At 71.0% G+C, this 26,815-nt stretch carries 23 protein-coding genes; 8 read left to right on the forward strand and 15 right to left on the reverse strand.

Annotated elements, in window-relative coordinates; genetic code table 11:
- The first annotated feature begins 174 nt into the window (after window positions 1-174).
- The 3 genes from AB0M30_RS12915 (at window position 175) to AB0M30_RS12925 (ending at window position 3,639) form a co-directional block, all read left to right on the forward strand.
- Complete coding sequence (locus AB0M30_RS12915) at window positions 175-939, forward strand: ATP-binding protein (RefSeq protein WP_364583457.1); 765 nt, start codon at window positions 175-177, stop codon at window positions 937-939.
- Between the two features lie 10 nt (window positions 940-949).
- Window positions 950-2,821, forward strand: coding sequence for a CheR family methyltransferase (locus AB0M30_RS12920; RefSeq protein WP_364583458.1), 1,872 nt, complete (start codon window positions 950-952; stop codon window positions 2,819-2,821).
- Window positions 2,822-2,886: 65 nt separating this feature from the next.
- On the forward strand, window positions 2,887-3,639 hold the full coding sequence (locus AB0M30_RS12925; protein WP_364583461.1) for an ATP-binding protein: 753 nt from the start codon (window positions 2,887-2,889) through the stop codon (window positions 3,637-3,639).
- Between the two features lie 64 nt (window positions 3,640-3,703).
- Here the strand turns inward: AB0M30_RS12925 and AB0M30_RS12930 are convergent, their stop codons facing one another.
- The 8 genes from AB0M30_RS12930 to AB0M30_RS12965 form a co-directional block, all read right to left on the reverse strand.
- Entirely contained in the window at window positions 3,704-4,525 is an 822-nt protein-coding gene (locus tag AB0M30_RS12930; protein WP_364583464.1) for a hypothetical protein, read from the reverse strand.
- A 66-nt stretch (window positions 4,526-4,591) separates the two neighbouring features.
- Window positions 4,592-4,999, reverse strand: a complete 408-nt coding sequence (locus AB0M30_RS12935) for a peptidase inhibitor family I36 protein (protein WP_103336567.1) — start codon at window positions 4,997-4,999, stop codon at window positions 4,592-4,594.
- 85 nt (window positions 5,000-5,084) lie between these two features.
- Window positions 5,085-6,323, reverse strand: a complete 1,239-nt coding sequence (locus tag AB0M30_RS12940) for a tetratricopeptide repeat protein (protein ID WP_364583468.1) — start codon at window positions 6,321-6,323, stop codon at window positions 5,085-5,087.
- A gap of 17 nt (window positions 6,324-6,340) precedes the next feature.
- Window positions 6,341-7,819, reverse strand: coding sequence for a BTAD domain-containing putative transcriptional regulator (locus AB0M30_RS12945; RefSeq protein WP_364583471.1), 1,479 nt, complete (start codon window positions 7,817-7,819; stop codon window positions 6,341-6,343).
- Between the two features lie 430 nt (window positions 7,820-8,249).
- A complete protein-coding gene (locus tag AB0M30_RS12950) occupies window positions 8,250-8,996 on the reverse strand; it encodes a methyltransferase domain-containing protein (protein WP_364583474.1) in 747 nt (248 codons plus the stop codon).
- Between the two features lie 315 nt (window positions 8,997-9,311).
- A complete protein-coding gene (locus tag AB0M30_RS12955; RefSeq protein ID WP_364583477.1) occupies window positions 9,312-10,355 on the reverse strand; it encodes a hypothetical protein in 1,044 nt (347 codons plus the stop codon).
- A complete protein-coding gene (locus AB0M30_RS12960) occupies window positions 10,355-10,855 on the reverse strand; it encodes a SigE family RNA polymerase sigma factor (RefSeq protein ID WP_364583479.1) in 501 nt (166 codons plus the stop codon). The genes AB0M30_RS12955 and AB0M30_RS12960 overlap by 1 nt, the downstream gene beginning before the upstream one ends.
- 78 nt (window positions 10,856-10,933) lie before the next feature.
- Window positions 10,934-11,422 carry a hypothetical protein gene (locus tag AB0M30_RS12965; protein ID WP_364583482.1) on the reverse strand — a complete coding sequence of 163 codons (489 nt, stop codon included), beginning with the start codon at window positions 11,420-11,422 and terminating at the stop codon, window positions 10,934-10,936.
- A 125-nt stretch (window positions 11,423-11,547) separates the two neighbouring features.
- Between AB0M30_RS12965 and AB0M30_RS12970 the strand changes: the two genes are divergently transcribed.
- Entirely contained in the window at window positions 11,548-14,154 is a 2,607-nt protein-coding gene (locus tag AB0M30_RS12970; protein WP_364583485.1) for a hypothetical protein, read from the forward strand.
- Between the two features lie 50 nt (window positions 14,155-14,204).
- Here AB0M30_RS12970 and AB0M30_RS12975 read toward each other — a convergent pair whose 3' ends face one another.
- The 4 genes from AB0M30_RS12975 to AB0M30_RS12990 are packed head-to-tail and all read right to left on the reverse strand — an operon-like array spanning window position 14,205 to window position 18,009.
- The gene (locus AB0M30_RS12975; protein ID WP_364583488.1) at window positions 14,205-15,011 is read right to left on the reverse strand and encodes an alpha/beta hydrolase; all 807 of its coding nucleotides are present in this window, start codon (window positions 15,009-15,011) and stop codon (window positions 14,205-14,207) included.
- Entirely contained in the window at window positions 15,008-15,325 is a 318-nt protein-coding gene (locus tag AB0M30_RS12980; protein ID WP_364583491.1) for a DUF4387 domain-containing protein, read from the reverse strand. The genes AB0M30_RS12975 and AB0M30_RS12980 overlap by 4 nt, the downstream gene beginning before the upstream one ends.
- Complete coding sequence (locus AB0M30_RS12985) at window positions 15,318-16,685, reverse strand: acyclic terpene utilization AtuA family protein (protein WP_364583494.1); 1,368 nt, start codon at window positions 16,683-16,685, stop codon at window positions 15,318-15,320. The genes AB0M30_RS12980 and AB0M30_RS12985 overlap by 8 nt, the downstream gene beginning before the upstream one ends.
- 49 nt (window positions 16,686-16,734) lie before the next feature.
- Window positions 16,735-18,009 (reverse strand): MFS transporter, encoded by a 1,275-nt coding sequence (locus AB0M30_RS12990; protein WP_364583496.1) that lies wholly within the window; start codon window positions 18,007-18,009, stop codon window positions 16,735-16,737.
- A gap of 77 nt (window positions 18,010-18,086) precedes the next feature.
- On the opposite strand from AB0M30_RS12990, the gene AB0M30_RS12995 reads away from it, so the two are divergent.
- Window positions 18,087-18,815: a GntR family transcriptional regulator gene (locus AB0M30_RS12995; protein ID WP_364583499.1), complete on the forward strand. Its 729-nt coding sequence runs from the start codon at window positions 18,087-18,089 to the stop codon at window positions 18,813-18,815.
- Window positions 18,816-18,891: 76 nt separating this feature from the next.
- Entirely contained in the window at window positions 18,892-21,186 is a 2,295-nt protein-coding gene (gene yicI, locus AB0M30_RS13000) for an alpha-xylosidase (protein ID WP_364583500.1), read from the forward strand.
- On the opposite strand, the gene AB0M30_RS13005 is transcribed toward yicI, so the two are convergent.
- Window positions 21,164-24,100 carry a glycosyl hydrolase 115 family protein gene (locus AB0M30_RS13005; protein WP_364583502.1) on the reverse strand — a complete coding sequence of 979 codons (2,937 nt, stop codon included), beginning with the start codon at window positions 24,098-24,100 and terminating at the stop codon, window positions 21,164-21,166. The genes yicI and AB0M30_RS13005 overlap by 23 nt on opposite strands.
- Window positions 24,101-24,304: 204 nt before the next feature.
- Between AB0M30_RS13005 and AB0M30_RS13010 the strand changes: the two genes are divergently transcribed.
- Complete coding sequence (locus tag AB0M30_RS13010) at window positions 24,305-25,375, forward strand: glycosyl hydrolase 53 family protein (RefSeq protein WP_364583503.1); 1,071 nt, start codon at window positions 24,305-24,307, stop codon at window positions 25,373-25,375.
- Window positions 25,376-25,402: 27 nt separating this feature from the next.
- Window positions 25,403-26,248, forward strand: coding sequence for an SGNH/GDSL hydrolase family protein (locus AB0M30_RS13015; protein ID WP_364583505.1), 846 nt, complete (start codon window positions 25,403-25,405; stop codon window positions 26,246-26,248).
- Window positions 26,249-26,332: 84 nt separating this feature from the next.
- Here the strand turns inward: AB0M30_RS13015 and AB0M30_RS13020 are convergent, their stop codons facing one another.
- Both AB0M30_RS13020 and AB0M30_RS13025 read right to left on the reverse strand, forming a co-directional pair.
- The gene (locus tag AB0M30_RS13020) at window positions 26,333-26,536 is read right to left on the reverse strand and encodes a hypothetical protein (protein WP_364583508.1); all 204 of its coding nucleotides are present in this window, start codon (window positions 26,534-26,536) and stop codon (window positions 26,333-26,335) included.
- Window positions 26,533-26,697 carry a hypothetical protein gene (locus AB0M30_RS13025; RefSeq protein ID WP_364583510.1) on the reverse strand — a complete coding sequence of 55 codons (165 nt, stop codon included), beginning with the start codon at window positions 26,695-26,697 and terminating at the stop codon, window positions 26,533-26,535. Before AB0M30_RS13025 ends, AB0M30_RS13020 begins: the two co-directional genes overlap by 4 nt.
- Between the last annotated feature and the right edge of the window lie 118 nt (window positions 26,698-26,815).

Below are 26,815 nucleotides of genomic sequence, written 5' to 3' on the forward strand. Positions count from 1 at the left end.
GCGTAACGCCCCGTGTTCCGATTCCCCGTCAGCGGAGTCACCCGTAGGCGACTACCGTGACCGGGATGAGGAGGTGACCGCCGTGGGCCTCCGACGCGATGTCGTGGTGATCGGTGCCTCCGCGGGTGGCGGCGAGGCGCTGCGCCAGACCCACGCCGCGCCCGAGGCGCGCTCGTGAACACCGAAGGCGACCTACGGCTGGTACCGCGGTACCGGCCGGAGTCGACCGTGGCGACCTTGACCGGCCTCTTGACCCTGGCCGGCTACGCGCGGCTGCGCGATGGCGTGCTCAAAGTGGCCGCCGAAGCGCCGGAGAGCGTCATCGCCGACATCCAGGGCCTCGAGGTCGACGACGACACCCTGGTGACGGTGTTTTCGGTGATCGCGATGCGGATCGGCGAGTGGCCGGGGATCCCGTTCGCGGTGGTGACCGATCGCGCGGACCACCTCGCCCGGTTGGCGACGCAGGCGGTGGACCGGTTCGTGGCGGTCCACGCCGACGTCGCCGCGGCCGAGCAGGCGCGCGACCGGCCGTTCCGGCGGCGGGCGGTGCAGGTGCTGGCCGCGTCGCCGCGTTCGTCCGCCCTGGCCCGGGCGTTCGTCGAACGGGTCTGCACGCAATGGGGCGTGCCGGGCCACACCGAGGACGCCCTCATGATCGCCACCGAGCTCGTCGAGAACGCGATCGTGCACACGACATCGCGCCCGCGGCTCCGGCTGGAGCTGCGGAGCGGTGTCTTCACCGTCGCGGTCGCCGACGACGATCCGCGGGCGGCCGTGATGCTCGAGCTGCCCGGCCGGGAGGACCGCGGCCTCGGGCTGCGGCTGGTCGCCGAGGCTTCCCGGGTCTGGGGGTGCAGCCGGTCCTGGACCGGGGGCAAGGTCGTCTGGGCCGTGCTGGCCCGGCGCGGCCGATCCCACCACGGGTTCGGCGGGTAGCGTGCGGAGCGTGACGGAGCCCCAGCCGGAAGACGACAGCGAGTTCGAGTCGGTTCTCGCGTACCTCAAGGAGTCGCGCGGCTTCGACTTCACCGGCTACAAGCGCAGCAGCCTGCGACGGCGGGTCCAGCGCCGGATGACCCAGGCCGGGGCCGGCAGTTACGCCGAATACATCGACCAGCTCCAGGTCAACGCCGACGAGTTCGTCGCGTTGTTCAACACCATTCTCATCAACGTCACCGGGTTCTTCCGCGACCCGGAGGCCTGGGAATACCTGCGCGGCCACGCGATCCCGGCGCTGCTGGCCGAGCGCAGCCCGGCGGAGCCGATCCGCGTGTGGAGCGCGGGCTGCGCCGCCGGTCAGGAGGCCTACAGCCTCGCCATCGCCTTCGCCGACGCGATCGGCGTCGAGGCGTTCCGGCAGCGCGTCAAGATCTACGCCACCGACGTCGACGAGGAAGCCCTCACCCAGGCCCGGCACGCGGCCTACACCCCGGCGGAGGTCGAAGGGCTGCCCGAGGACAAGCTGGAGCGGTACTTCGAACTCCAGGGCAGCCGGTACAGCTTCCGCAAGGATCTGCGCCGGTCGGTGATCTTCGGCCGCAACGACCTCGTCCAGGACGCCCCGATCTCGCGGATCGACCTGCTCGTGTGCCGCAACACGCTGATGTACTTCAACGCCGAGACGCAGACCAAGATCCTCGAGCGGTTCCACTTCGCGCTGGCGCCGCACGGGTTGATGTTCCTGGGCAAGGCCGAGATGCTGCTCAGCCACTCCCGCATCTTCGAGCCGCTCGACCTCAAGCGGCGCGTCTTCCGCAAGGTGGCCGGCAGCGCGGCCGGCTACAACCACTTCGCCTCCCCCGGTCCTCCCGGACGGACGCCGATCGACGTGTCGGGTCTGGACGAGTTGCGGGAACACGCCTTCTCTGCGAGCCCGGTGGCCCAGCTGGTGGTGACCGCCGACGAGGTGGTCGCCCTGATCAACCGGCAGGCGGAACTCTCGTTCGGGCTCAACGACCGCGACATCGGGCGCAAGCTGTGGAACCTCGACGTGTCCTACCGGCCGGTCGGCCTGCGCCCCTACGTGGAGCAAGCCCGGCTGGAACGGCGGTCGCTGCGGGTGAAGGACGTCGAGTGGCGGCGCGGGAGCGAGACGGTCTGGTACGAGGTGCACGTGAACCCGCTGGTGGGCCGGGACAAGAGCCTGCTCGGCGTCTCGGTGGTGTTCCACGACGTCAGCTGGGCGCACCTGCTGCTGCTGGAACTGGAACACACGAACCGCCGGCTCGAGTCCGCCTACGAGGAACTCCAGTCCACCAACGAAGAACTCGAGACCACGAACGAGGAGCTCCAGTCCACTGTGGAGGAACTGGAGACGACCAACGAAGAGCTCCAGTCCACCAACGAAGAGCTCGAAACCATGAACGAAGAGCTGCAGTCGACCAACGACGAGCTGCAGACCATCAACGACGCCCTCCGCGATCGCAGCGTCGAACTGGACGAGCTGAACGACTTCCTGGAGTCCGTGCTGACCTCGATCCAAGCCGGGATCGTCGTGATCGACACCGAAATGCGGATCAGGACCTGGAACCGCGGCGCCGAGGACCTCTGGGGAGTGCGCCGCGAGGAGGCCGAGGGCACGCACCTGCTCAACCTCGACATCGGGCTGCCCCTGACCGAGCTTCGGCCGGCCGTACGCGACGCACTGGCCGACGCCGGCTTCCAGGCCGAGCTGACGCTGAAGGCGATCAACCGCCGGGGCCGGCCCGCGGTCGTCCGGCTGATGTGCAGCGCATTGCGGTCCGCCGGCGGCGAGAGCCAGGGCGCCCTGCTGCTCATGGAAGAGACCCCGGCCGCCGCCCAGCCGGTATCGCGGTGACTCGCCGGGGAGTAGCTTGAGAGCGTGGACGCCCGACCTCGATCCGGCGCTGACAGCGGGGGAACGTGACCGGACGCCGTGACCGGAGTGTCACGTTGGAGCCCTCGGCCCGGCTGGCCAGCACCCTGGTCACCGTCACCGGGGACCTCGACCTCTCCGGCTACGGATTCCTGCGCGACGGCCTGCTGAAGGTCGCCGCCGACGGCCCACCCGGGTTGATCGCCGACGTGGACGGGCTGCGCATCGGCGAACTGTCCCCCGCCGCCGTGTTCCCCCTGGTCGCCCGCCGGATCGGCAACTGGCCCGGCATCCCGTTCTCCCTGATCACCCGGCAGCCGGCCCACCTGGACACCTTCCACCGCTCCGGCATCGACCGGTTCGTCGCCGTGCACACCGACGTGGAGGCCGCCGAACGACAGCAGACGATCCCGATCCGCCGGTGGGCCCTGCGGGCGTTTCCCCGCACGGACAGCGCGACGCAGCTCGCCCGCGCGTTCCTCCGGGAGATCATGGCGGACTGGGACATCCCGACGCTGGTCTACGACGGCACCCTGATCGTCGGAGAGCTCGTCGGCAACGCGCTTCGGCACACGACGTCCGCACCCGAGGTCCGCCTCGACCTCCGCCGCGACCTGCTCACGATCTCGGTCGCCGACGACAGTCCCCGGCCCGCGACGCTCATCGAGCGCACCGACCTGCGCGACCCCGGACTCGGGCTGCGCATCATCGCCCAGACCGCCCAGGCTTGGGGCAGCAGCCGCCGCTGGTCCGGCGGCAAGGTCGTCTGGGCGACCCTCACCTCCGGCAGCCACAGCTGAAAGCGGTGCGTTCGACAGCGCGGGCATCGGGCGGTGGACTTCCTGGCCGCCGCCGGCTTACCGGTCAGGGCGATCCGAGCACCCGCCGCGTGGAGGCCAACCGTGCCGCCCTCGCCGCGGCCAGGGCGTCGAACCGGGGCCGGTCGCGCTGGATCTCCTGCTCCTGGACGGCCGCCTCGGCGTCGTGCCATTCCTCCACCAGGTGGGCCGTCACCTTGCAGTGGACGTCCGCCACGGCCGTCTGCTTCTCCCCCGCGGGGATCACCTCCGCGTCGAGGTTCCAGCGCGGGTCCGAGATCGCCGCCGACGGGGTCTCGTAGCCGTAGCCCCGCTCCCCCATGCAGGTTCGCCACACCGCGACCGCCTTCGCGACGCGCGGGTCCCGCTCCGAAGCCCGCAGCGAGCGGAAGTCAGCGTCGGTCAGGAAATCGTCGTCGACGTTCGTGAGGCGGGCGTCGGCTTCGGCCGTGCAGCCCCGGTCGCCGAACAGCGCCGTGCGCTGGGCTTCGGTGAGGGCCGCCGACCAGCGGCGCCGCTCGGCCTGGCTCTTGCGCTCCTCGGACGTCCGCGGGAAGTGGTAGCCGAATTCCGTGGCCGTCGGTTCATCGATCACGCCGTACCGGCGCAGGTTCGGGGACCGGTCGAGGGGCCCGGGTGTGCGGTCGTCCGGCGGCACGTCGAGCTCGACGCCGTGGTCGTGCAGGCAGGCTCGCACCAGCTTGGCACGGGCGCGCCCGACCTCCGTCTCCTCGGCGAACGCCGGGCGGTAGCGGTCGAAGGGCAGCGCGAGCCGTTCCGCGGGGAACGTGGTGGCCGGGACCGGCTCGGCTCCGCACGCGGTGAGCGTCAAGAGTGCCAAGGCGGCGGCGAAGACCTTCGCGGGCATGCGACCTCCGGGAGGGCCGCCGGTGAGGCCCGAGGGGGTGGGCCCCACCGGCGGAGCGGGTCGGGCCTAGACGCACACGTCCACGGCGCTGAGGCGGTTGTCCCCGATGGCGTTGTTCTCCAGGAACCCGTCGTCGGTGCCGCTGATCGACTTGGTGTGGGCCCCGGTGCCGCCGACGTCCTGCCACAGCATGACGTCGCAGCCGCGGCGGTTCTTCACCGAGCTGGTCTCGTTGTCGATGCTGTCGTTGGTCTGGCCGCCGCTGCCGTCGTACCAGTAGTTGTTGCGCAGGTCGAAGTCGTCCGAGCGCAGGTCGAGCCAGTGGTTGGTGTTCCCCCGGTTGAAGTCGTTGTTCTCGAAGAGGCAGAAGTTGCCGCTGGCGCAGCTGCCGACGGCGAACGCGGGTGTCGCCGCGAACGTCAGCGCGGTCCCCGCCGCCGCGGTCACCAGGGCCATCGAGATGATCTTTCGCACGTGCTCTCCTCACGAAATCCGGCTGGGCGTCCGACCGTAGGCGGCGAGGGCTGCGTGACTGTTGCCGATCGGTGCAATCGCCTGGTCAGCGCCCCGCGGGCAGCCGGGCTTCCGCCAGCCGCCTGCCGGCCGTTTCCGCCAGCCGGGGGCGGTGCTGCGCCACGGAGAGTTCGAGGGCCCGCTCCCACGCCCGGCGCGCTTCGCGGTGCCGGCCGAGTTCCTCGTGCACCTGCCCCAGGTCCAGCTGGATGCCGGTCTCGTCGTAGACGTCACCGATGGCGCGCACGACGCCGAGGGCGTCCTCGTACCGGCTGAGGGCTTCCTCGTGCCGGTCCCGGAGCTGCGCGATGTACCCCAGGCTGTGCAGGGTCAGGGCTTCGGCCCGACGGTGGCCGAGCCGGCGGCACAGGAGCAGCGCCCGTTCGCAGTGCGCACCGGCGCTCCCCAGGTCGCCCAGCCGGGCGTGCAGCCAGCCGACCGTGTTGAGCGCGTCGGCTTCGCGCATCGCGTTCGCGGCCGCGCGGTAGAGCTCGAGCGAGCGGTGGGCGTACCGCAGCGCCCGTTCCGGCGCGCCGCGCGCCTCCCACACCCAGCCCAGCGTGCGGTGGACGTCCGCGTGGACTTCACCGCGCGGCGCCAGCGCCAGGGCTTCGTGCAAGTGCCTGGTCGCGTCCTCGTAGCGGCCCACCCGCGCGTAGGCCGTCCCGGTCTGGAGGTGGGCCACGGCCAGCGGCTCCGGCTCACCGAGCGTCCGCGCCGCCGCGACGCCGGCCTGCCAAGCCGCCAGGTCTTCGAACGGCAGCCCGCGGACGAAGTGGTACGCGCTGAGGAACCAGGCCAGCTTCCACACGACGCGGTGCCGGCCGCCCGCGACGGCGGCGTCGAGCAGCTCCAGCAGGCCGGCGTGCTCGGCGTCGAACCAGGCCGTGGCCGCCGCCCGGTGCTCGAACGCGGGTGCCGCGCTCCCGGCCGGGGCCGGCAGCTCGGGGACGGGGTGTTCCGGGCGCAGCAGGCGGGCCGCCGCGCGCGCGGCGCGCAGCTGGCTGTCCGTCAGCCGCAGCAGTGCCGCGTCCCGGGCCTCGTCGCCGGCCAGCTCGGCGGCGTACAGCCGGAGCAGGTCGTGCATCCGGTACCGGCCGGGGACGTGCTCCTGCAGCAGGTGCGCGTCCACCAGGGCCCGCAGGACGGGACGGATCCGGGTGCCGTCGAGTCCGGTGAGCGCGGCCGCGGCGAGGAGGCCGATGTCCGGGCCGGGCGCCGCCCCCAGCAGCCGGAACACCTCGTCCGCCACCGGGTCCAAGGCGGTGCAGGACCACGAGAACACCGAGCGCAGGTTCGCCTTCAGGTCACCCGCGTCGAGCGCGTCGAGCCGGGTCGGCGGTCCCGGAGCTCGTCGGCTAGCGCGCCGAGCGGGAACCCGGGCCGGGCGGCGACCCGGGCCGCGACGATGCCGACCGCCAGCGGCAGGCCGGCGCACCAGCGCACCAGGTCGGCGACCGCGCCGGGGTCGCCGCCGCCCGCGGTGGGACCGAGGTACCGGGCCAGCAGCTCGCGCGCGGCCGCGTCGGGCAGCACGTCCAGGTCGACCAGCACCGCGCCGCGCACGCCGAGACCCGTCAGCCGGTGGCGGCCGGTGACGAGCACGGTGCAGGTCCCGCTCCCCGGCAGCAGGGGTTCCACCTGGGCCACGTCGCGCGCGTTGTCCAGCACGACGAGCAGCCGCCGGTCCGCCGTCCGGCTGCGGTAGAGCGCGACCAGCTCGTCTTCGTCCGTGGGCAGTCCGGCGGAGTCGGCGCCCAGCGCGCCGAGCAGCCGGCGCACCGCCGCTTCCGGGGTCGTCGGCCGGCCCGCCGGGTCGAAGCCGCGCAGGTCCACGTAAAGCTGACCGTCCGGAAAGGACTCGAGGTGGTCGTGCGCCCACCGCAGCGCCAGCGCCGTCTTGCCGACCCCGGCCGGACCGCTGACCGCGCACACCCGCACGGTGCCGGAGCGGACGGCGGCGGCCCGGGTGAGCGCGGCGGTTTCGCGGTCCCGGCCGACGAGCCACCGCGGGGCGGCCGGGAGCTGGCGGGGCACGGTGTCCGCCGTCGGCTCGAGCCCGGGGTCCGCGGCGAGGATCTTCCGGTGTAACTCCCGCAGCGCGTGGCCGGGATCGGCGCCGAACTGCTCGGCGAGCCGCCGCCGGGTCCGCTCGTAGTGGTCCAGCGCATCCGCCTGGCGTCCCGCGCGGTAGAGGGCCAGCACCAGCTGGCCGGCGACCCGCTCGTCGAGCGGGTCGGCCGCCGCCCGCGCGGCGGTCTCCGCGAGCACCAGGTGGTGCCGGCCGAGGCGCAGGGCGAGATCGACGCGGTCGAGCCCGGCCGCGGCCCGCTCGGCGGCCAGCGTCTGCCGCAGCTCTTCGCTCCACGGGCTGTCGACGTCCGCGAGCGCGTCGCCGCGCCACAGCTGCAGCGCCTCGTCGAAGCGCGCCAGTGCCGGGGCCGCCCGGGCCTCGGAGACGAGGGTGCGGAACCGGTGCAGGTCGATCGCTTCCACCGCCACGCGCAGGACGTACCCGCCCGGGCCGTACGCGATGTCGACGTCTTCGGCACCGGCCAGCCGGCGCCGGAGCCGCGACACGTAGCTGGCCAGGCTGCGGCGCGCCCGGTCCGGCGGCCGGTCCGCCCACACCCGGTCGGCGAGCCGGCCGACCGGCACCGGCTGGTTGACGTCGACGAGCAGCGCGGCGAGCACGCACCGCTGCCGCGCGTGCCCGAGGTCGACGGGCCGCCCGTCGACCTCCGCTTCGATGGTTCCGAGCAGACGGAATCGCACTGGCACGGGACAGGTCCTCAGGTGGCCGGGACGCGGGGGCAGCCGGGCGCAACAGCCACAATGGACGCCGGCGGAAGGCCGTGCGCGACACCGGCACGGATCGACCAGGGTGGACGGCGCTCGGGCATGCACGGACGGTACGCCGCCGGCCTTCGGTCCGGCTTCCACGCGGGTACGGCCGGCCGCGTCAGCTCCTCGTCGGCGGCGGCACGAGACCCGATCGGTGCGGCTTCCCGAAGGACGTTGTCTCTTCGTAGACCGCCTCAAGTTGCGTTGATTCAACAACTTCGGACAGCCGTTGCGCCGATGGGCCCGCTCGGCGAGCGCGGCCGACATCCGCGACAGCGCGGGCCCGGCATGATCGTGTTCCTGTCGCTGGTGCGGGACGTGAGTGAGTCCCGGTGCCGGATCACCGGGACTCACTCGCCCGCTGGGGTCAGCGGTCCATCAGAGCGAAGACGCCCCAGCCGAGGTATTCGCGTTGGTACCGGGCGTGGCGTACCGGAGCGGCGGTGAGTTCCGCACGCAGCTGCCCGGCCAGCTCGTCGCCGGGATGGGCGTCCAGCCAGCGGCGGGTGTTGAGCCATTGAGCCGCGACGTAGCGGTCCCAGCTGTCCTGGTCGGCCAGGACCATCTCCACGACGTCACAACCCAGCTGCCCGAACTGTTCCAGCAGTTCCGGGAGGGCGCGGAAATCGTCCTCACTGGTGGCGTGACAGCCTTCGACAGTGGCCTGGTCCGGCGGTTCCCTGCGCCAGTACGGTTCGCCGATCAGCAGCACGCCGCCGGGACGCAGGCTGCGTCGCAGCAGGTCCACGGTCCCGGCGACGCCACCCCCGATCCAGGTCGCACCGACGCACGACCCGATGTCGACCGGGTGGTCGGCAACGTGGTTCGACGCGTCACCATGAATGAACGTGACCCGTTCGGCGACCTCCAGTTCGATCGCCCGCGCCCGGGCCTTGGCCAGGAACACCGTGCTGATGTCGACGCCGGTTCCGGTGATGCCGTGATCGCGGGCCCAGGTGCACAGCAGCTCGCCCGAGCCACAGGCCAGGTCGAGCACCCGACTGCCGGGCGGCGGGTTCAGCGCCTCGCCCAGGACAGCCAGTTTCCGGCTGGTGAGCGGGTTGTGGATGCGATGGCTGCTCTCGCGGATGGTGAAGCTACGGGGTAGATCCACTTCGGGGAATCCTTACGTCCAAAGGGCGGTTCACAGTGGTCAGCGCTGAGTCGGCCGTGGACGGCCGGGCTACCCGGACACTCATGAAATGCACCTCTTCGGACGGAAGGCCACGCGGTTCGACGGAACACTAGGGGTGCCGCACGTGCCGGTCCACCGGTTATCGCGTCGACCCCGGACGCGCTCTCCTGCCGACGAGCGGCTGACGGTCCGGGTGCCAGGCAGATCAGCGCCTCGGCAGCGAGTCACCTCGGCAGACGCGGGCCGCCGACCGCGGGTCCTCCTCGGTCGCGTCCGAAGAGGACCCACGGCACCTCAGTGGGGCAGGACGAGGTGGTCGGCGATGGCGTACAGCTCCGCCTGCGCGCCGCGGCCCGCCACGGCGATCGGCGCGTCGTGGACGGCCTTGAGGATCCAGAGCGTGTGGTAACCGTTCTCGTCCACGTAGCGCGTCGCGTGTCCCTGGACCGGTTGCCCCTCGGTGCCGCCCACCTGACCTGGCTCGCCGATGTGCACCTGGATCGGCGGCTGGGTGCTGCACGTGCCCAGCGAGTAGCCCGTGCGCGGACCGCTCGGGCCGTTCTTCTCGACGTCGAACGTGCACATCCGCAGGCCGTCGGGCAGCTTGCCGAGGCCGAACGCGGGGGTGACCGTGGTCTTGCCCGGGAAGGCGACGTTCTCCGCGACGCGGCGGCCCGCGTCGATCAGTTGCTGCGCCGAAGCCGTGCTGCCCGGCTGTGCGGCCACGTTGATGTACAGCGAGCCGCCCTCGGGGTGCGTCAGGTACAGCTCGTAGCCGCCCGGGCCGCCGGAGTGCGAGCTCTCCACGCCGGCCCGCCCGCCGATGGTGACGGGCTTGCCCGGACCGGACTTGAAGGCGGCCTGGTCGACCGGCACCATCCGCGTTTCCTGCACGTCCACGAGCAGGACCTGAGGGCCGGAGGTGACGGTCAGCATGTACTCGCCGCCGTACACCGGCTTGTCGGGCTGCGCCGCGCTGCCTCCGACGTTGATCCGGCGCGCGACGTAGTCGGCCTTGCCCGGCGGCAGCCAGCCGAGCGAGTAGGGCATGGTCAGCTCCGCGATGGCCGCCTCGGCCGGTGCCTGGAGCGCGGCCGGGCCGCTGGTCTGGCCGGTGCCCGTGGCGACCTGGCTGTCGTGCGCGGGCCGGTTCAGCGCGACGACGGCGACCGCGGCAAGGGCGAGCAGGACCACCCCGGCGGCGGCCGCGAGCGGCGGGCTCACCACGGCGCGCCGGCGGTCGAGGCGCTGACGCGTGGCCGCCAGCACCTGGTCGCTGTCGGGGGCGTCGGGCTCGTGGGCGGTGAAGGTGTCCTTGATCAGGTTCTCGATGTCCATCAGCTCTCCTTGGCCTGGGCCATCCGATCGATGCTCAGGCCGTGTCGCAGGGTCGTCAGGGCTTTGCGGGCGTGGGCCCGCACGGTGGCCTGGGCGCAGCCGAGCAGGCCGGCGATGTCGGCGTCGGCGAGCTGCTCGTAGTACCGGAGCACCACGACCGCGCGCTGACGCCGGGGCAACCGCGCCAGGCGCTGCCACATGTCCTCGCGCGCCGCGTGGTCCGACGCGAAGTCATCCGGCCGCGCCTCGTCCGGCGGGTCGCCCACGGCGATCAGCCGCGCCGACCGGCTGCGCCGCCAGGACAGGTAGTCGTTGGTCACCATCCGCAGGACGTAACGGTCGGGGTGCTCGGCGTCGCTGATCCGCGACCACCGTCGGTACGCCTTGACCAGCACGTCCTGCACCAGGTCAGCGGCCTGCTCCCGCTCCCCGGTCAGCATCGTCGCGTAGCGCAGCAACCGCGGCAGGTGCGTCCGGACGAAGTCCTCGTAGTCAGCCATCACTATGAAGACTGCTGCCGCGCGCGATCCGTGTACCTCCGCGCCGAACTTCCTTGCGAACCCGCGCCTCTTCCCTGACTACGCGTCGTCCCAGATCTTCATCGCCCGCGGCTCCGGCGCGAAGTGGTCCCGGACGTCCTTCGTGGCCAATATCGGCAGCAAGCTCAGCAGCACGAGTCCCTGCACGCCCTGGATGACGCGGTACCAGACCGGGAACTGGGAGATGACGATCAGATAGGCGAGCGCACCCGCGCCGAAGATCGCGACGGCCAGGAGCCGGTAGTAAGTGCGTCGCAGGCCGAGTTTCAGCCGCGCGACAAAACGGGCGTAAACCACCGAAACGACCAGGATCGACAGCGGCCGGATCCAGAGCGTGCCCTCCAGCACGCCACGCGTGGCCGCCTCCCGGCCCGGGAGGACCTTCCCGGCCTCGACCATGTGCTGGACCTGGTAATCGAGCACGGAACTCTTGAACACGAAGGTCAGCACCGTGAGCAGGACACTGATCCCCACGTTGATGTACAGCAGGACGACGATCGGTCTGAGCGTGCGCTCGACGGTGGTCATGGAAGTCCCCCTCTTGCGGTTTCCGAGAGGATATCGGGAATCACCCGGGAGCTGGTCCGGGTAGTGCAACCGATCTTCCCCTTCAGGCGTGTACGCCGTGCATGCCTGCAACAGGGAGGGCCAGCATGACCTTACGAAGATCATCGACGTTGCTCGCCGTCGCGTTCGCCGTCGCGCTCACCGGCACGGATGGTGCGATGGCGGCAGCGGGAACCGCCGGGCAACAACGTTCCGCGGTGACGCTGTCCGCGACGTCCTGGGGTTACGTCGACTCGGCGGCACCGACCACCGCCTCCTTCAAGCCGTCCGGCAACCTGCCGATCGGCACCTGGGACACCACACCGCACCTCCAACGCTCCTACGTGGATTTCGACCTGAGCTCGTTGCGGGGTAAGCCGTTCACGACGGTGTTGCTGTCGGCCGGCGAGACGCACTACGTCAGCTGCGACGGCCGCGCCACCGAGGTGTGGCGGACTTCCGCCTACACCAAGCAGTCGACCTGGCAGAACCGCCCGGCGGAGCGGACCCGGGTGGCGTCCAGGGGCGCCGACGGCACCTGCCTCGACAACGACGCCACCTTCGACGTCACCACCGCGGTGCGGGACGCGGTCGACCACCAGGTCCGGCACCTCACGCTGGGCTTCCGCGTCGCCGAAGCCCACGAGGCGGACCCGGCGTTCTACCGGCTGATCCAGGCGCCGCCAACGCTGCGGGTGGTCGACAACGCGCCGCCCGCGACGCCGGCCGATCTCCGCGCCAACGACGCACCCTGCGCCAAGGACGGCACCGGCGCGATGGCGAGCCGCCAGCTGAAGCTGAGCGCGCAGGTGTCCGACCCGGACGGCGACTTCACGTCCGGGCAGTTCACGTGGTGGCCGGTCGCGGACCCGTCGCAACGGCACACCGGTACCGGGCCGGGCAGCTCCGCCGCGGCGTACCCGGACACCTCGGCCCTCGCCGACGGCACCTACGCGTGGGAGGTGTACGCCCAGGACAGCTGGGGTGCGAAGTCGGCCACGGCAGGCCCGTGCCGGTTCACCGTCGACCGCACGGATCCGAAGGCACCGGCCGTCGTCTCCGCGACGTACCCGGCGAACGCCGAGGGCGGCGGGGTCGGTTTGGCGGGCCAGTTCACCTTCTCCCCCAACGGTTCCACCGACGTCGCGAAGTACGACTACAACTTCGGCGCGGACACTCGGGAGATCGCCGCCGGCCCCGACGGCAAGGCCACCGTCAGCTTCACGCCGGCGGCCAACGGCCGGCAGTCGGTGGTCGTGCGGGCGTGGGACCGGGCGGGCAACCTTTCGCTCAGCACCTACTACTCGTTCATCGTCAAGGAGACGCGGCCGACGGTCACGTCCGACCGCTACCCGCCGCGGGGCGGCCCGGACGGCGGCATCGGCGTGCCGGGCGTGTTCCGGTTCGCGCCGGGGATGCCGAACGTCGTGGCGTACGGCTACCGGCTCGACGACGGCGCGTCCGCCACGGTCAGGGCCGGCCAGGACGGCGTCGCCGAGGTGACGATCACGCCGGCCACCGGGGGTGATCACGTGCTGTTCGTGCGCAGCACCGACGCCTCGGGCGTGGCGTCGCCGGAACGGGAGTACCGGTTCTTCGTTGACGCGTCACCGGTGGTGAGCGGGCCCGAAAACGTCGACTTGGGCACCTCGGCCACGTACACCGCGACCCCGAGAATGCCGGACGTCGTCGAGTACGACTACTGGTTCGCGAGTGCCGAGAGTACTAAGTGGACAGTCAGGGCGAACGCCGGCGGAACCACCACGCTGCCGGTCGAGTTCACCTCGGCCGACCAGAACCTGCTGCGGGTCCAGGCCCGCGACGCGTCCGGCGGGCTGTCCCCGGTGACGGAGAAACGGTTGTCGCTCAACACCTGGCGACCGGAGATCGGCTACGAGGGCGACATCGGGACGGAGGGCCGAGCCGCCACGTTCACGTTCACCACCCCGATGCCGAACGCCGTGGAGTTCGAGTACTGGCTGACGGCGGACCCGGCGACCAGGTGGACCGTGCCGGTCAGCGGTAACAGCGCGAAGGTGAGCTACACCCCGCCGAAGATCGGCGACTACGAGATGCTGGTGCGCGCCAAGAACCCGGCGGGCGTGTGGTCGGCAACGGACAACCTCACATGGACGGTGACGAACGATCCGGCGGTGACCTCGAAGGAGTTCCAGGCGAACGCGCGGGTGTTCCCCGGCACCTTCACCTTCGATGCCCGCCAGCCGGGCGCGGTGGCGTTCGAGTACTCGTTCGACTGGGGTCCGTTCCAGCAGATCGCCGCTCAGGACGGGCGCGCCGTGCTGCCGTGGACGCCCCCGCTGCCACCGGAAGGCTCGGCTTCCCACAACCTGCGGGTGCGTACGGTGACGGCCGGCAACGTCTCCTCGCAGGAAAAGACGTACTACTTCAGCGTCTTGAGCGCGCCGTACGTGTCGTCGAAGGAATACCCGGAAGGCGTGTGGTCGGGCGGTGCCGGTGTGCCGGGGACGTTCACCTTCACGCCGGGTATGCCGGGCATCGTCTCGTACACCTACTCCGTCCGGGACGACGGGGGTGCCGTGACAGCGGAATCCACCGTGCCGGCGGACAGTTCGGGTGCGGGGACGATGACGTGGACCCCACCGGACCGGGGCACCTACTCGGTCATCGTGCGCGGCAACACGGCCGACGGCACCAGGTCGGGTGGCATCGGCTACTCGGTGTACGTCAACTGACCGCATGACCGGCGGCCCCGCTCCCTTCGAGGAGCGGGGCCGCCGGCCGATCATCCGGGCAGCAAGCCGGTGAAGAATTCGACGATCGGCGGCCGGGTCCCCGCGGCGCTGTGCCCCACCCCGGGGACCACGACCCGCCGGATGGTGGCGCCGTGGCGGGTCAGGCTTTCGGCCAGCCGGTCGAGCTGCTCCGGCCGGCTGCGGCCGTGGTCGCCCATGACGGCCAGGTCGGCCCGCCCGTCGTCGTCACCGCCGATGACGAGCAGCACCGGCACCCGGGCGACCGCGCCGGGATCCACGGTGATCCCGAACCGCTGCCGGGTGTCGCCGATGCCTTCCGGCCAGGCGAGCGAGTCGTCGAGCAAGGTCACGCCGCCGGGCGCGCCGACCGCGACGGCGGCGACGCGGTCCGGGTGGAGGTAGAGGAAGCGGTGGGCGAACTGGCCGCCGCCGGAGTGCCCGCACAGCAACACCTTGCCGACCCGCGCGTTCCAGCGGAACCGGACCTGCTCGAGGATGCCGAGCAGGACCCGGTCGAACCGGATCCCGTGGGCGTCGACGAGCTTGTAGTCGTGCACGTCGTCGGGATCGTCGATGCCGACGGGGAACAGCGGGGTCACGACGATGACGTGGTGCTGTTCGGCGAAGGGGATGAGCCCCTCGCGCAGCTCCCCGACGCTGCGGCCGGTCCCGTGCACGGCCACCAGGACGGGCAGTTCGGCGGCCGGGGTCCAGCTCGTGGGGATGTAAGCGCTGTAACTGCAGCGCGGCTCGTCCGGCGCGGCGAAGAACGGGGTGCGCTTGGTGAGCAGCCGGCGGCCGGGGTGCGTGGCGGGCAGGTCCGCGACCCGGATCACGAGACGCGGCCGATGACGACGCGGGCCAGCGGGACGTGGTGCTGTCCCGCGTGGACGTCGCGGTCCCGCAGCGACCCCTGGCTCACCGGGCGCGGGAAGGAGATCTTCACGACGTTGAGCGAAGGGATCCGGAAGATCCGGACGGTGCTTTCCGGCAAGCGGTACAGCCGGGCGATCATCGGCTCGTCCACCAGGTCCGCGGCGATCCGGTAGCCCTCGGTGTCGCGCATGAAGAGTTCCATCGTCACCCAGAAGGGGCCCGCGTTCTTGGACCGGACCTCGTACGCGAGATCCGCCAGAGTCGTTTCAGGCACGGGTCTTCTCCCCCAGCTCGGTCCGGAACAGGTCGGTGGGGCCGGCGCAGTCGACGACGTGGTTCAGCACGAACTCGTACGCCGCGCCGCGCTCGACCTCCGCGGGCGAGAACGGGAACGCGAGACTGGGCAGGTAGTTCATCCCCGGCGTCGGCAGGTGCAGCATGAGCGGGTTGGCGACCTTGGCGACCGCCGTGGCCGTCGCCTGGTCGGGCGCGCTGACGAGCAGCATCACGCCGACCTCGCGCGGCGGCCCGCTCTCGGGCTCGAGGTCGGCCAGCACCGCGTTGTGGCCGTACAGGCGGAGATCGAAGGCGTATTCGGCGTCCGCCAGGGCCAGCGTCTGGCGCACCCGCTCGGTGATCATCGTCCGCATCAGGTTCGCCCACGCGTCGATGTCGGCGAGGATGAGCGGGTCCCGGACCGCCGAGAACGACACGGTTTCGTAGCCGGTGATGCGGGCGCCTTCGAGCTTGATCGTGTACTGGCCGGCGACGTGGAACCGCGAGCCCTCGACGCGGACGATCCGGTCGTCGACCGCGGTGTACCGCGCGTCCCGGACGTCGAGGGTACCGGCGGGCTCCCGCATCTCGAACGGGTCAGCGGACTCGTAGAGCATGTGCGCGGCCACCGAAATCGGCGTGCACGACACGGCGGGGTCGAGCGGCTCGATCGTGAAGCCGTGCGCGTCGATGGTGGCGAGCACCCCGCCCGCCCGCGGGTTGCTCGTGCACTGGCCGCCGCATTCGACGATCTTCGCGGCGTGCCACGTGGGCCCGGCGGGCATGCCCTTCATGAGCGGGTAGGCGGCCGCCACCGCGGTGTCGGTGGCGCGGCCGGCGAGCACGACCTGGGCGCCGGCGCGCAGTGCTTCGACGATCGGTTCGTGCCCCATCGCGCCGACGATGTGCGTGCAGCTCTCCAGCGTCTCGGCGGTCAGTTCTCCCAACGGGGGCAACGGATGCACGCGACCCGCGTCGAGGTGTTCCTTCAGGTCGGTGGCGTTCTGCTCGCTGTAGATCCGCGCCACCTTCAGGTCCAGGCCTTCCTCGGCCAGTACGCCGGCGGCGATCCCGGCGACCCAGTCGACGCCGCGGTCGGTCCCGCTCGTGCCGCAGGAGCCCACGATCACCGGAATGCCCGCGCCCGCGGCGGCCGTGAACAGGCTGCGCAGGTCGCGAGCCACCGCCTTGGCCGTGGTCTTGGGCATCGAGGACCCGAGGTAGTACGGGCCGGAATCCGTGGAGCCGGCGTCGATGCTGATGACGTCGGCGCCCAGGGCGATGCCGCGCTCGACCGTCGCGTGGTCCCAGCCGGCGCCGAGCATGCCGCTCGGCGCCAGCACGCGCACTGTGTCCATGTCCCTCATTTCTCTTCGTTCAGCCCGAAACCGAAGGGCCCAGGCGCTTTCACAGCGCTCGCCCGGCGGACGACCGGCGCTGCAGGGCGCTGACGCGCGCGACGGCCAGCACGGCGAGGAGCGCGACGATCGCGACGTGGAGCAGCAGCAGGGACCAGCCGGTCAGGTCGACCAGGCCGCCGACGGCGGCCGGGCCGAGGAAGCCGCCGCTCACCCAGCCCACGGTGTAGAGCCCGGTGTAGGTGCCGACCACCCGGTCGGACGGGGCGAGGTTCCACAGGACGACGACGGCGTTGACCAGGAACGCGGAGGCCCCCGCGGACGCCACGCAGAGGCCGGCGACGACCCCGGCGGGCGTCCGGACCACGGTGCCGAGCACCAGGGCGGCCGCGAAGACCGTCATCCCGGCGGTCATCACCCGCAGCCGGCCGAAGCGTTCGGCGAGCCGCGCCACCGGGTAGGCGGCCACGATGAAGGCCACGCCGCTGGGCAGGGTCAGCCCGCCCGCTTCGCCGCGGGACAGGCCCAGCACCTCCATGCCGTAGGGCGTGATGAGCGCCCGCGAGGCGGCCCACGCGCCACCGAACAGCAGGATGGCCGCGATGAGCAGCAGCCGGCTGCGGTCGGCGTCCCGCACGATGTCGAGCACGGTGTCCCGCACCCGCGCGGCCGGTGCGGCCGGGCCGCCCTGGTCCCGTTCCTCGCCGACGGCGGTCCGGTAGGCCGGCGACCGGCTGTCCCGCACGTTCGCGGCCAGCACGATCAAGGACACCACCATGAGGACCGCCGGGATCGCGAACGACAGCTTCGGGTGCGTGTCGATCAGGAAGATGCTGATCAGCGCCGCGACCATCACCGTGAGACTGGCCGCGATCTTGACGACCGCGTTGGCGCGGCTGCGCCGCTCGGGCGGGACGAAGTCCGGGAGCAGGGACTCGGCGATCGGTTTGAACGAGTTCGCGACGAGCGCGTAGCCGAACATCGTCAGGATCAGCAGCGGCAACGAGGCCGCGGCGTGCGGGATGACGACGAACAGCAGCGCCGCCACGGGCATTCCGACGAGGAGGTAGGGCATGCGCCGGCCCCACGAGGTGCGCGTGCGGTCCGACCGGTTGCCCATCCACGGCTGGAGGAAGATGCCGAGCACGTTGTCCATCCCCATCAGGAGACCGATCAGCGCGGCGCTGCCGATGTGCTCGCGCAGCAGCGGCGGAACCTGCGAGTCGTAGAGGTTCCACGTCGACTCCTGCGCGAAGACCGCCAGGGCCACGAAGAACGTGATCCGGCCCGTCCGCACGCGCTGTGTGCTCGACGTCGTCGTCATGTCGACAAGCTACTTTTGCTATAGCAAGAACGTCAAGTATTTCTTGTCGACTTTGCCATGGCAGATAGAGTGACGCCATGGCAGGTGAGACGCTGAAGGGCCTGACGGCCGACACGCTGGCCGACCGCGCGTACCGCGCCATCCGTGACGCGGTCACCACCGGCGAGCTGCGGCCGGGACAGAAGGTCACCGAGCGCGGGCTGGCCGAGCGGCTGTCGGTGAGCCCGACGCCGGTGCGGGAGGCCATCCGGCGCCTCGAACAGGACGGTCTCCTCGAACGGACCGGACCGCGGACCGTCCAGGTCGCCGCGTTCGGGGACGCCGCGATCCAGGACCTCGCCGAGGTAGAGGTGGCCCTGCGCGGGATGGTGGCCCGCTTCGCCGCGCGGCACGCGAGCGCGGCCCAGCTGGACCACCTCGACGCCGTCCTCGACGAAGCCGACGACCTGCTGATCGTCATCAAGCAACGGCACCAGGCGGGGCAGGACGTGGCCCGCCACCTGGACCGGCTGCTGGACGCCATGCAGCGCTTCAACGAGGTCGTCGAGTCGTGCGCCCACAACCCGGTGCTGGTACGCCTGCTCGGCCAGACGCGGGTGTTCTCCTGGCCGGAGCGCCGGGCGCGCCTGATCGAACGCATCGCCGGGAACGACCAGTTCGGCCTGGACCGCTACGGCAGCCACCGCGCGCTCGTCCGGGCGTTGCGGGCCGGCGACTCCGCGGTGGCCGAGTCGCTCGTCATCGAAGACGCCCGTGGCGGGCTGGGAGACCTGCTCGCCGCGCCGGACGCCGTCGCCCCGGCTTGAAGGATCGTCACGGCCGACGTCGGCCCTCCGCCACGACGGCGGTAGCGACCAGGTCCTCCGAAGGAGCAGACCACGCATGAAGTTCACCGACGGTCACTGGCTGATCCGCAAGGGCGTCGATCCGCTCTACGCGGTCGAAGTCGACGACATCCGCGTCGACGAACAGGCCGGGACCATGACGGTCTACGCCCCGACGGCCCACGTCGAGCGCCGGGGAAACACGATCGGCCGGCCGATGGTCACGCTGACGTACTCCGCGCCGGCCCCGGGAGTGGTCAAGGTCCGCGCCGAGCACCACACCGGGGCACTCCGCCGGGGGCCGCGGTTCACGGTGACCGGCGCCGACGGGTTCCGCCCGCTGATCACCGTCGACGACGAAGCCGGTGTCCTCGACGCCCAGGGCCTCGTGGTGCGGGTCGGCCGCGGAAAGAGCTGGCAGGTCGACTTCGAACAGGACGGCCGGGTCGCGACCTCGTCGTTGCGGAAGTCCGTCGGGGTGATGTCGTCCGAAGGCGGCCACGGGGTACCCGCCGGCGCCTGGGTGCACGAGCAGCTGAGCATCCGGCCCGGCGAGCGGATCTACGGGCTGGGCGAGCGCTTCGGGGCGTTCGTCAAGAACGGCCAGGTGGTCGACACGTGGAACGAAGACGGGGGAACCGCGAGCGAGCAGGCGTACAAGAACGTTCCCTTCTACCTGTCGAACCGGGGCTACGGCGTGTTCGTGGCCCACCCGGAGAACGTGTCGTTCGAGGTGGGTTCGGCGGTGAACTCGCGGGTGCAGTTCTCGGTCGCCGGGCAGGCACTGGAGTACTACGTGATCGCCGGGCCGTCACCCAAGGAGGTCCTGACCCGCTACACCGCGCTGACCGGCCGGCCCGCCCGGGTTCCCGCGTGGTCGTTCGGCCTGTGGCTGTCGACGTCGTTCACCACCAGCTACGACGAAAGCACCGTCACCGGGTTCATCGACGGGATGGCCCGGCGCGACCTGCCCGTGAGCGTGTTCCACTTCGACTCCTTCTGGATGCGCGAATACCAGTGGTGCGACTTCGAATGGGACTCCCGCACGTTCCCCGACCCGGAGGGCATGCTCGCCCGGCTCCACGAGCGGGGCCTCAAGGTGTGCGTGTGGATCAACCCGTACCTCGGCCAGCGTTCCGCGCTGTTCGAGGAGGGTGCCGCGAAGGGCTACCTGGTGCACACCCCGGACGGCGGAGTCTGGCAGTGGGACCAGTGGCAAGCCGGCATGGGACTGGTCGACTTCACCAACCCCGACGCCACCGCCTGGTACCTGAGCCGGCTCGAGCGGCTCCTCGACCAGGGTGTGGACTGCTTCAAAACCGACTTCGGCGAGCGGATCCCCACCGAAGTCGTCTGGCACGACGGTTCCGATCCCCGGAAGATGCACAACTACTACGCCCAGCTCTACAACGAAGCCGTGTTCCGGCTCCTGGAGCGGCGCCGCGGGGCCGGTGAAGCCGTGGTGTTCGCCCGTTCGGCGACCGCCGGTGGCCAGCGGCTGCCCGTGCACTGGGGCGGTGACAGCGAATCGACGTACGCCTCCATGGCCGAGTCGCTGCGCGGCGGGCTGTCCCTGGCGATGAGCGGGTTCGGGTACTGGTCGCACGACATCGGCGGCTTCGAGGGCACGCCCGATCCCGGCGTGTTCAAGCGCTGGCTCGCGTTCGGCCTTCTTTCCAGCCACTCGCGGCTGCACGGTTCGACGTCGGTCCGGGTGCCCTGGGCCTTCGACGACGAGGCGGTGGCCGTCGCCCGCCGGTTCACGCACCTCAAGCTGTCGCTCATGCCGTACCTGGGGCGTCTCTCCGAGGAAGCACACACCACCGGCGTGCCGATGATGCGGCCGCTGGTGCTCGAGCTGCCGGAAGACCGCGGTGGCCACGAAGCCGACACCCAGTACATGCTCGGCGACGCACTCCTCGTCGCCCCGGTGTTCGACGGCGAAGGAGCTGTCGAGTACTACGTCCCGGAAGGCACGTGGACCTCCCTGCTCGACGGACGCAGGGTCCACGGCCCACGCTGGGTCCGGGAGGTGCACCCGTTCGGCTCGCTGCCGCTCCTCGTCCGCCCGGGGACCGTCCTCCCGGTCGGCTCCCGCAGCGACCGGCCCGAGTACGCCTGGGCGGAGGGGGTGGTTTTGCGTTGCTTCGAGCTGCCCGACGGGTACGACGGCGAGGTGACGGTGCCCGGTGGATCGGGAACTGCCGCGACGTTCCGGATTCGGCGTGACGGCGACGATGTCCTGGCCAGCACCGAGAACGCTCCGGGTCCGTGGAGTCTCGAAGCGGGCGGACGCGAAGCGCACGCGAACGGGGCGAGCACGGTCACGCTCACCGGCCGGGGTTCGGGTTGAAGGCGGGGTGGAAGCTTTCCGGTGGGGCGAGGTAGCTCGCCGGCAGCCCGCCGGTGTCGATGACGATCTGGTCGACGGCGTTCGCCGGGTCGACCATCCACAGCTTGAGGACGTGCTCGCCCGGCCGGTCCACGGTGATGCTCGTGGTCAGCTTCTCGATGCCCTCGACCACGTTGCGCGACCACGCGGCGGTGGCGGACGTGACCCCCGTGCCCTTGAGCAGGATCGGGGCGCCGGCATCGAGGCCGATGGCGAGCCGGCGGGTGCCGCGTTCGTCCAGAGAGGGCAGCCGGTACACCGTGACCGGGAAAGTGCCGGCCGTGGCGAAGCGCACGTTGTACTGCAGCTCGGGTGCCACAGTACGGCTGTCGCCGTCGAGGCGCGGCGCGTCGAACGGCACCCCGATCACCGCCGCGCCGGACCGGCCGAGGCCGGGAACGGTCTGCCAGGTCGCCCCGGACCGGGGCACCAGCCGGTCGTAGTGCTCGGCCTCGATCGACACGTAACCGAGTGCCTCGACGAAACCGGTCGCCCGGCCCCGCTCGCCGTCGTTGACGACCTGCAGCGGCACGGTCACCGTGGTCTCCGCGCCGGTGATGCGCACCTCGGGGCTGCTGACGCCCGGCGGGGCGGCGGCCCAGTCGATGCTGACCCAGATCCGCGCCTCGTCGGGGGTGATCCCGCTCGTGGTGCTGATCTGCACCCAGGAGTGGCTGGGGGCCGCCTGCCAAGTCAGTGACGCGAAGCCGGTGTTGAAGACGTCGATGAATCGCCGGTTCCGGGGGTACGAAGAGAACGTCAAGGGCCGGGCGACGCCGGTTTCGTTGCCCTCGGCGGCCACGCCGAGACCCACCGCGCCGGTCCGGGTCCGTCTGGTCACGGCGGGCACCCGCGGTGCCTTGGGGACGTTGGCCGGGTACGGGTTGATGATCTCCTTCCACTTGCCCCCGGCGATCGCGGTGTTGTAGCGGCGGGTCAGCGCCTCCTCGTCGGCCTGGGCCCGCTCGGCGAGGTCGGCGAAGACGTTCACCCCGGCCCCGCGGCCCTGCTTGACGGCGAGCGCGTTGCGGTCGGCGCACACGAACTTCAGGTTCATCAGGTACGCGCCGGTCAGCGGATACAGCAGCAGCTCGAAAAAGGCGTCCTGGTAGGCCGCCGGCAGCTGCCGGCCCACCACCTCGGCGCGGTCGATCAGGCTCCGGTACGCCGTCATCCGCCGATCCGCCTCGTCGCCGTGGTGGACGAGGGAGAAGACCCCGCTCTGGATGAACTCGGGGCGCAGCGCCGCGGCCAGCTCGTAGTAGCCCTGCCGGATCTCGGCGATCTCCCGGGCGTACGCGGCGCCGAACTGGCGACCGGCCCATTCGGCCAGCCGGGGTTGGACGTCCTCCGCGCGCCACCGGTCGATGTCCCAGGCGAGCGCCATCGCGAACGACAGCCCGGTCTCCTGCGACTTCAGGTCACCCACGTTGACGATCCAGGTGTGGCGGACCCCGTTGTCGTACGCCCGGCGCAGCTCCTGCCAGATCTTGGCGGGCGCCGTGGTGTCCAGCCACAGGTAGCTCTTCGGTGCTCCCCAGTACGAGAGGTGGTAGTACAGGCCGTTGCCGCCGGAGCGCTGCCGCTCGGCCGCCGTGGGCAGCTGCCGCAGGTTCCCGTGGTTGTCGTCCGGCCAGATCAGCGTCACGTCGTCGGGCACCCGCACCCCGGCGTTGTAGAGGTCGAGCACCTCCTTGTACGGGATGAAGATCTGCGGCACGGCGCCGACCTCTTCCGCCAGGATCCGGCGCTGCTGGGTGAGGATGTCGTTCATCACCGCGACCCGCTCGGCCGTGGTCTTGGCGTTCTTGGTGACCAGGCCCGAATCGTGGATGCCGCGCATGCCGACGGTCCAGACGCTTTCGTACCGGGCGTTGGCTTTCGCGCGGGCCCGCCAGTAGTCCAGGATCGTCTGCGGGTTCACCGTGTAGTCGTACTCCGGGAGGCTCCCGTCCGCGTTGCGGTGCGCGTCCGCCCACGGCTGCCACTCGTGCACGTTGTTGCGCAGCAACGCTTCCGGGTGGCTGGACCCGACGACGACGCCGTACTCGTGGGCCAGGCGGGCGTTGTCGGGGTACTTGTTGAAGTGGTCCGACTCGGGGTGCATGGCCGGCCACAGGTAGTTCGCCTTGAGCCGCAGCATCAGCTCGAAGACCCGGGTGTAGGTCACCGGCCCGATGTGTTTGCCGGGCTCCGCCGTCCGGTACGCCCACTGCGACAGGTTGTCCTCGTCGTTGAGGAAGATGCCGCGGTACCGGATCGCCGGCTCGCGCCGCTTCTCCGTGGCCGGCGGCAGGGTCACCGTGTCCCGGTGCGGCACCGGCACGTCGGCCCACCAGTACCACGGGGAGACGCCGATGCGCTCGGACAGGTCGTACACGCCGTAGACGGTGCCGCGCCGGTCGCTTCCGGCGATGACGAGCGCGCGGTCGACGCCCGCCATGGGCGCCTCGACGACCTGGGTCACCGAGGCCTCCCAGCGCCCGGCGACCTCGGCCACGTCGAGGCGGCCGGACGCGACGAGCTTGTCGATGACCGGGCTGTGGCCGATCGTGCCGATCAGCACCGCCGCACGGGACAGCCCGGCGGTGCGGTTCGTCAGGATGGGCAGCACCCCGCTGACCCGCTCGACGTCCGCTTGCAGGTCACCGGCCACGCGGCGGACCGCCACGTCGTCGCCCGCGTCCACGAACACGTCGGCGGCGACGCCGCCCGTGACCAAGGGAAAGCCGTCGCCCGCGGCGGAGGCCGGCCCGGCGGCGAGCAAGGCCGGGGTCAGCGGCAACGCCCCCACGGCGGCCAGCCCCCGCAGGAACGACCGGCGGGATGGCACGAACGCGTCGTCATCCGGATGCCCCGGCGGCTTGGCGATCACGGGACTGTCCCCTTCCACGTGGCGGCTCGGCGGCGCATGGTTCCTGGAAATGGAACCGCACAACGGAGCACGTCGCAAGGCTCTCGCGCCCGGTTTCCGTGAACGTTCAGCGCGCCGACTTCGAATTAGTCGAAGCGTTGTCGGCCTTCTCTCTGAAAGCGCTATCATGGCACCGCGGCTTCGTCGTCGATCAAGGGAGATCGGATGACCACGCACGAAACGGAGTTCCCCGTGAACCAAGGGCCGGAATTCGGATCGTCTCCGCTGGGACGCCGCAGCGTGCTGCTCGGCGCCGCCGCGGGTGTGGGCGCGCTCGCACTGGGCGCGAGTACCGCGACGCAGGCGACGGCCGCCGCGGCTGCCTTCGTCAAGGGCGCCGACATCAGCTGGGCACCGCAAATGGAAGCCCACGGCTACACCTGGAAGAATTCCAGCGGGCAGAGCCAGGACCTGCTGACCATCCTCAAGGGCTACGGCATCAACGCCATCCGGCTGCGCACCTTCGTCAACCCGCCCAGCGATCCGGCCAACGGTCACTGCGGCATCACCGAGGTCGCCGCCTTCGCCAAGCGGGTCAAGGCCGCGGGCATGTCCATCATGCTGGACTACATGTTCGGCGACACCTGGAACTCCGTCGGCGTGCAGAACCCGCCCGCGGCGTGGAAGAACCTGGGCTACAGCCAGCTGCTGTCGGCCATGAACTCCTACGTCAACCAGACCATGAACGTCATGAAGAGCAACGACGTCCTCCCGACGTGGGTGCAGATCGGCAACGAGATCAACAGCGGCATCTGCCGCCCGGTCGGCAGCGTCTCCAACGGAGCCCAGATGACGGGCCTGCTCAACGCCGCCTACAACCAGGTCAAGCAGGTGTCGCCGAGCACCACCGTGTGCATCCACCTCGCCCAGCCGCAGAAGTGGGACTCGATGCAGACCTTCTTCAGCCGCTACGCCGGCAACGGCGGCAAGTGGGACATGTCGGTCTTTTCCTCCTACGGCAGCGCGAGCCTGGCCTCCGGCATCGTGGCGAACATGAAGAAGATCTCCGACCAGTACGGGAAACCGTTCCTGCAGAGCGAGTTCGGCGGCCCGGTGAGCAAGGTGTCCGCCACGAAAGCTTCCCTGGTGGCCTACCTCAACGCCCTCAAGAGCACCGGTGGGCAGGGGTTGTTCTACTGGGAGCCGGAGGGCTATTCGCCGTTCACCGGCTACGCCAATGTCGCCTGGGACGCCGCCACCCGCAAGCCCACCGCCATCATGGACGGCTTCCGGTAGCCCGACACCGCCAGAACGGAGACCGCTATGCGAAAGCTCATTCTCACGCTCGTGACGGTGATCGCGGCACTGGTGTCGACGGGCGCTGTTCCGGCAGTCGCGTCCGCCGCACCGAGTTGCGCGGCGCGCCCGGCGGGGTCGAACGCCACGGCAGCGACCCCGGTCAAGGTCTGGCTCGCCGGCGACTCGACCATGGCGGATCCGAAGTCGGCGTGTCCGGTCGGCTGGGGCAGCAGGTTCGACCCGCTGTTCAACGACCAGGTGACCGTGGTCAACAAAGCCGTGTCGGGTCGCAGCATCCAGACGTGGCTCTACGAATCGAACGTGACCGGCACCAAGAACTCCGCCGGAGAATGCGTGGTGAGCCCGAACACCTACGCCCAGCGCTGGCTGGACATGCTCGATCCCGCGAACGGGATGCACTCGGGCGACTACTTGTTCATCCAGTTCGGCATCAACGACAGCGATCCGAACTGCCCACGCCACGTCGGCACGGCCCGCTACCAGAGCCTGCTCACCACGATGGCGAACGCGGCGAAGAGCCGAGGTGCCCACCCGGTGCTGCTGACCCCGGTCGCGGCGATCACCTGCAGCGGCAGCACGGCGGTCGGAAACCGGGGATTCCTGTCCCCGACGACGGCCGCGGGCGCCGCCACCGGAGCGCCCGTGATCGACCTGCACAAGCTGAGCTACACCCTCTACAACACGCTCAAGCTGTGCCCCAACAACGGCGACTACAGCAAGGGCGCCGTGGGCGCGTTCTTCTGCAACGACCACACGCACTTCGAAGCCGCGGGCGCGGACCAGATCGCGCGGGTCGTCGCCAAGGCACTGCGCGATCAGCAGATCGGCCTCGCCGGCTACCTCAAGTAGCCGGGTGCGTCGCAGCGGGCGGATCCGCGGGCTTTCAGGAGGTCCGTAGGGGATTCGCCCGCTCTCGCGCGCTGCCTGCACGATTCATGCCCCGTTCAGGCCCCGGATCAGCGTGGCCAGCCCGGCACACCACAGGCGTTCCCCCTCTTCGGCCGGGATGGCGCCGCCGAGTTCGAGGCCGGCGAGGCCGTCGCATTGCGCGCGGAAATAGAGGGCGGCCTCGTCGGTCGTCAGGCCCGCCGTGCCGAGTCGCGCCACCCGGTCTTTGAGGATGGCGAGGGCCTTCATGGAGGCGGTGTGGACGGTGGGCTCGCTACGGATGTGAGGTCGGCGCGGTTCTGGAAGACGATGTGGAACAGCGCGGGGTGCTCGACGGCGAGGCGGCGGATGACCAGGCCGGCTTCGATGAGGTCGTCGCCCGGTGCCGGGGTCTCGGGGAACTGCTCCATTCCCTCGCGCAGCAGGTCGAAGGCATGGGCCGCGAGCGCGGCGAGGAGGCCTTGCTTGGAGCCGAAGAGGCTGTAGACGGCGCGGGTGGTCGTGCCGACGTCCGACGCTGTGCCGCGG

The organism is Amycolatopsis sp. NPDC051716 (assembly GCF_040681595.1).
In the GTDB taxonomy this organism is placed as follows: Bacteria; Actinomycetota; Actinomycetes; order Mycobacteriales; family Pseudonocardiaceae; genus Amycolatopsis.

Bases quoted from the DNA above. Each gene is read 5' to 3' on its own strand.
- AB0M30_RS13015 (WP_364583505.1), top strand. From the start codon at position 25,403: ATGCGAAAGCTCATTCTCACGCTCGTGACGGTGATCGCGGCACTGGTG.
- AB0M30_RS12965 (WP_364583482.1), bottom strand. From the start codon at position 11,422: ATGACCACCGTCGAGCGCACGCTCAGACCGATCGTCGTCCTGCTGTAC.
- yicI (WP_364583500.1), top strand. From the start codon at position 18,892: ATGAAGTTCACCGACGGTCACTGGCTGATCCGCAAGGGCGTCGATCCG.
- AB0M30_RS12930 (WP_364583464.1), bottom strand. From the start codon at position 4,525: ATGCCCGCGAAGGTCTTCGCCGCCGCCTTGGCACTCTTGACGCTCACC.
- AB0M30_RS12985 (WP_364583494.1), bottom strand. From the start codon at position 16,685: ATGGACACAGTGCGCGTGCTGGCGCCGAGCGGCATGCTCGGCGCCGGC.
- AB0M30_RS12995 (WP_364583499.1), top strand. From the start codon at position 18,087: ATGGCAGGTGAGACGCTGAAGGGCCTGACGGCCGACACGCTGGCCGAC.
- AB0M30_RS12955 (WP_364583477.1), bottom strand. From the start codon at position 10,355: ATGGACATCGAGAACCTGATCAAGGACACCTTCACCGCCCACGAGCCC.
- AB0M30_RS13025 (WP_364583510.1), bottom strand. From the start codon at position 26,697: ATGGAGCAGTTCCCCGAGACCCCGGCACCGGGCGACGACCTCATCGAA.
- AB0M30_RS12970 (WP_364583485.1), top strand. From the start codon at position 11,548: ATGACCTTACGAAGATCATCGACGTTGCTCGCCGTCGCGTTCGCCGTC.
- AB0M30_RS12960 (WP_364583479.1), bottom strand. From the start codon at position 10,855: ATGGCTGACTACGAGGACTTCGTCCGGACGCACCTGCCGCGGTTGCTG.
- AB0M30_RS13010 (WP_364583503.1), top strand. From the start codon at position 24,305: ATGACCACGCACGAAACGGAGTTCCCCGTGAACCAAGGGCCGGAATTC.
- AB0M30_RS12990 (WP_364583496.1), bottom strand. From the start codon at position 18,009: ATGACGACGACGTCGAGCACACAGCGCGTGCGGACGGGCCGGATCACG.
- AB0M30_RS13020 (WP_364583508.1), bottom strand. From the start codon at position 26,536: ATGAAGGCCCTCGCCATCCTCAAAGACCGGGTGGCGCGACTCGGCACG.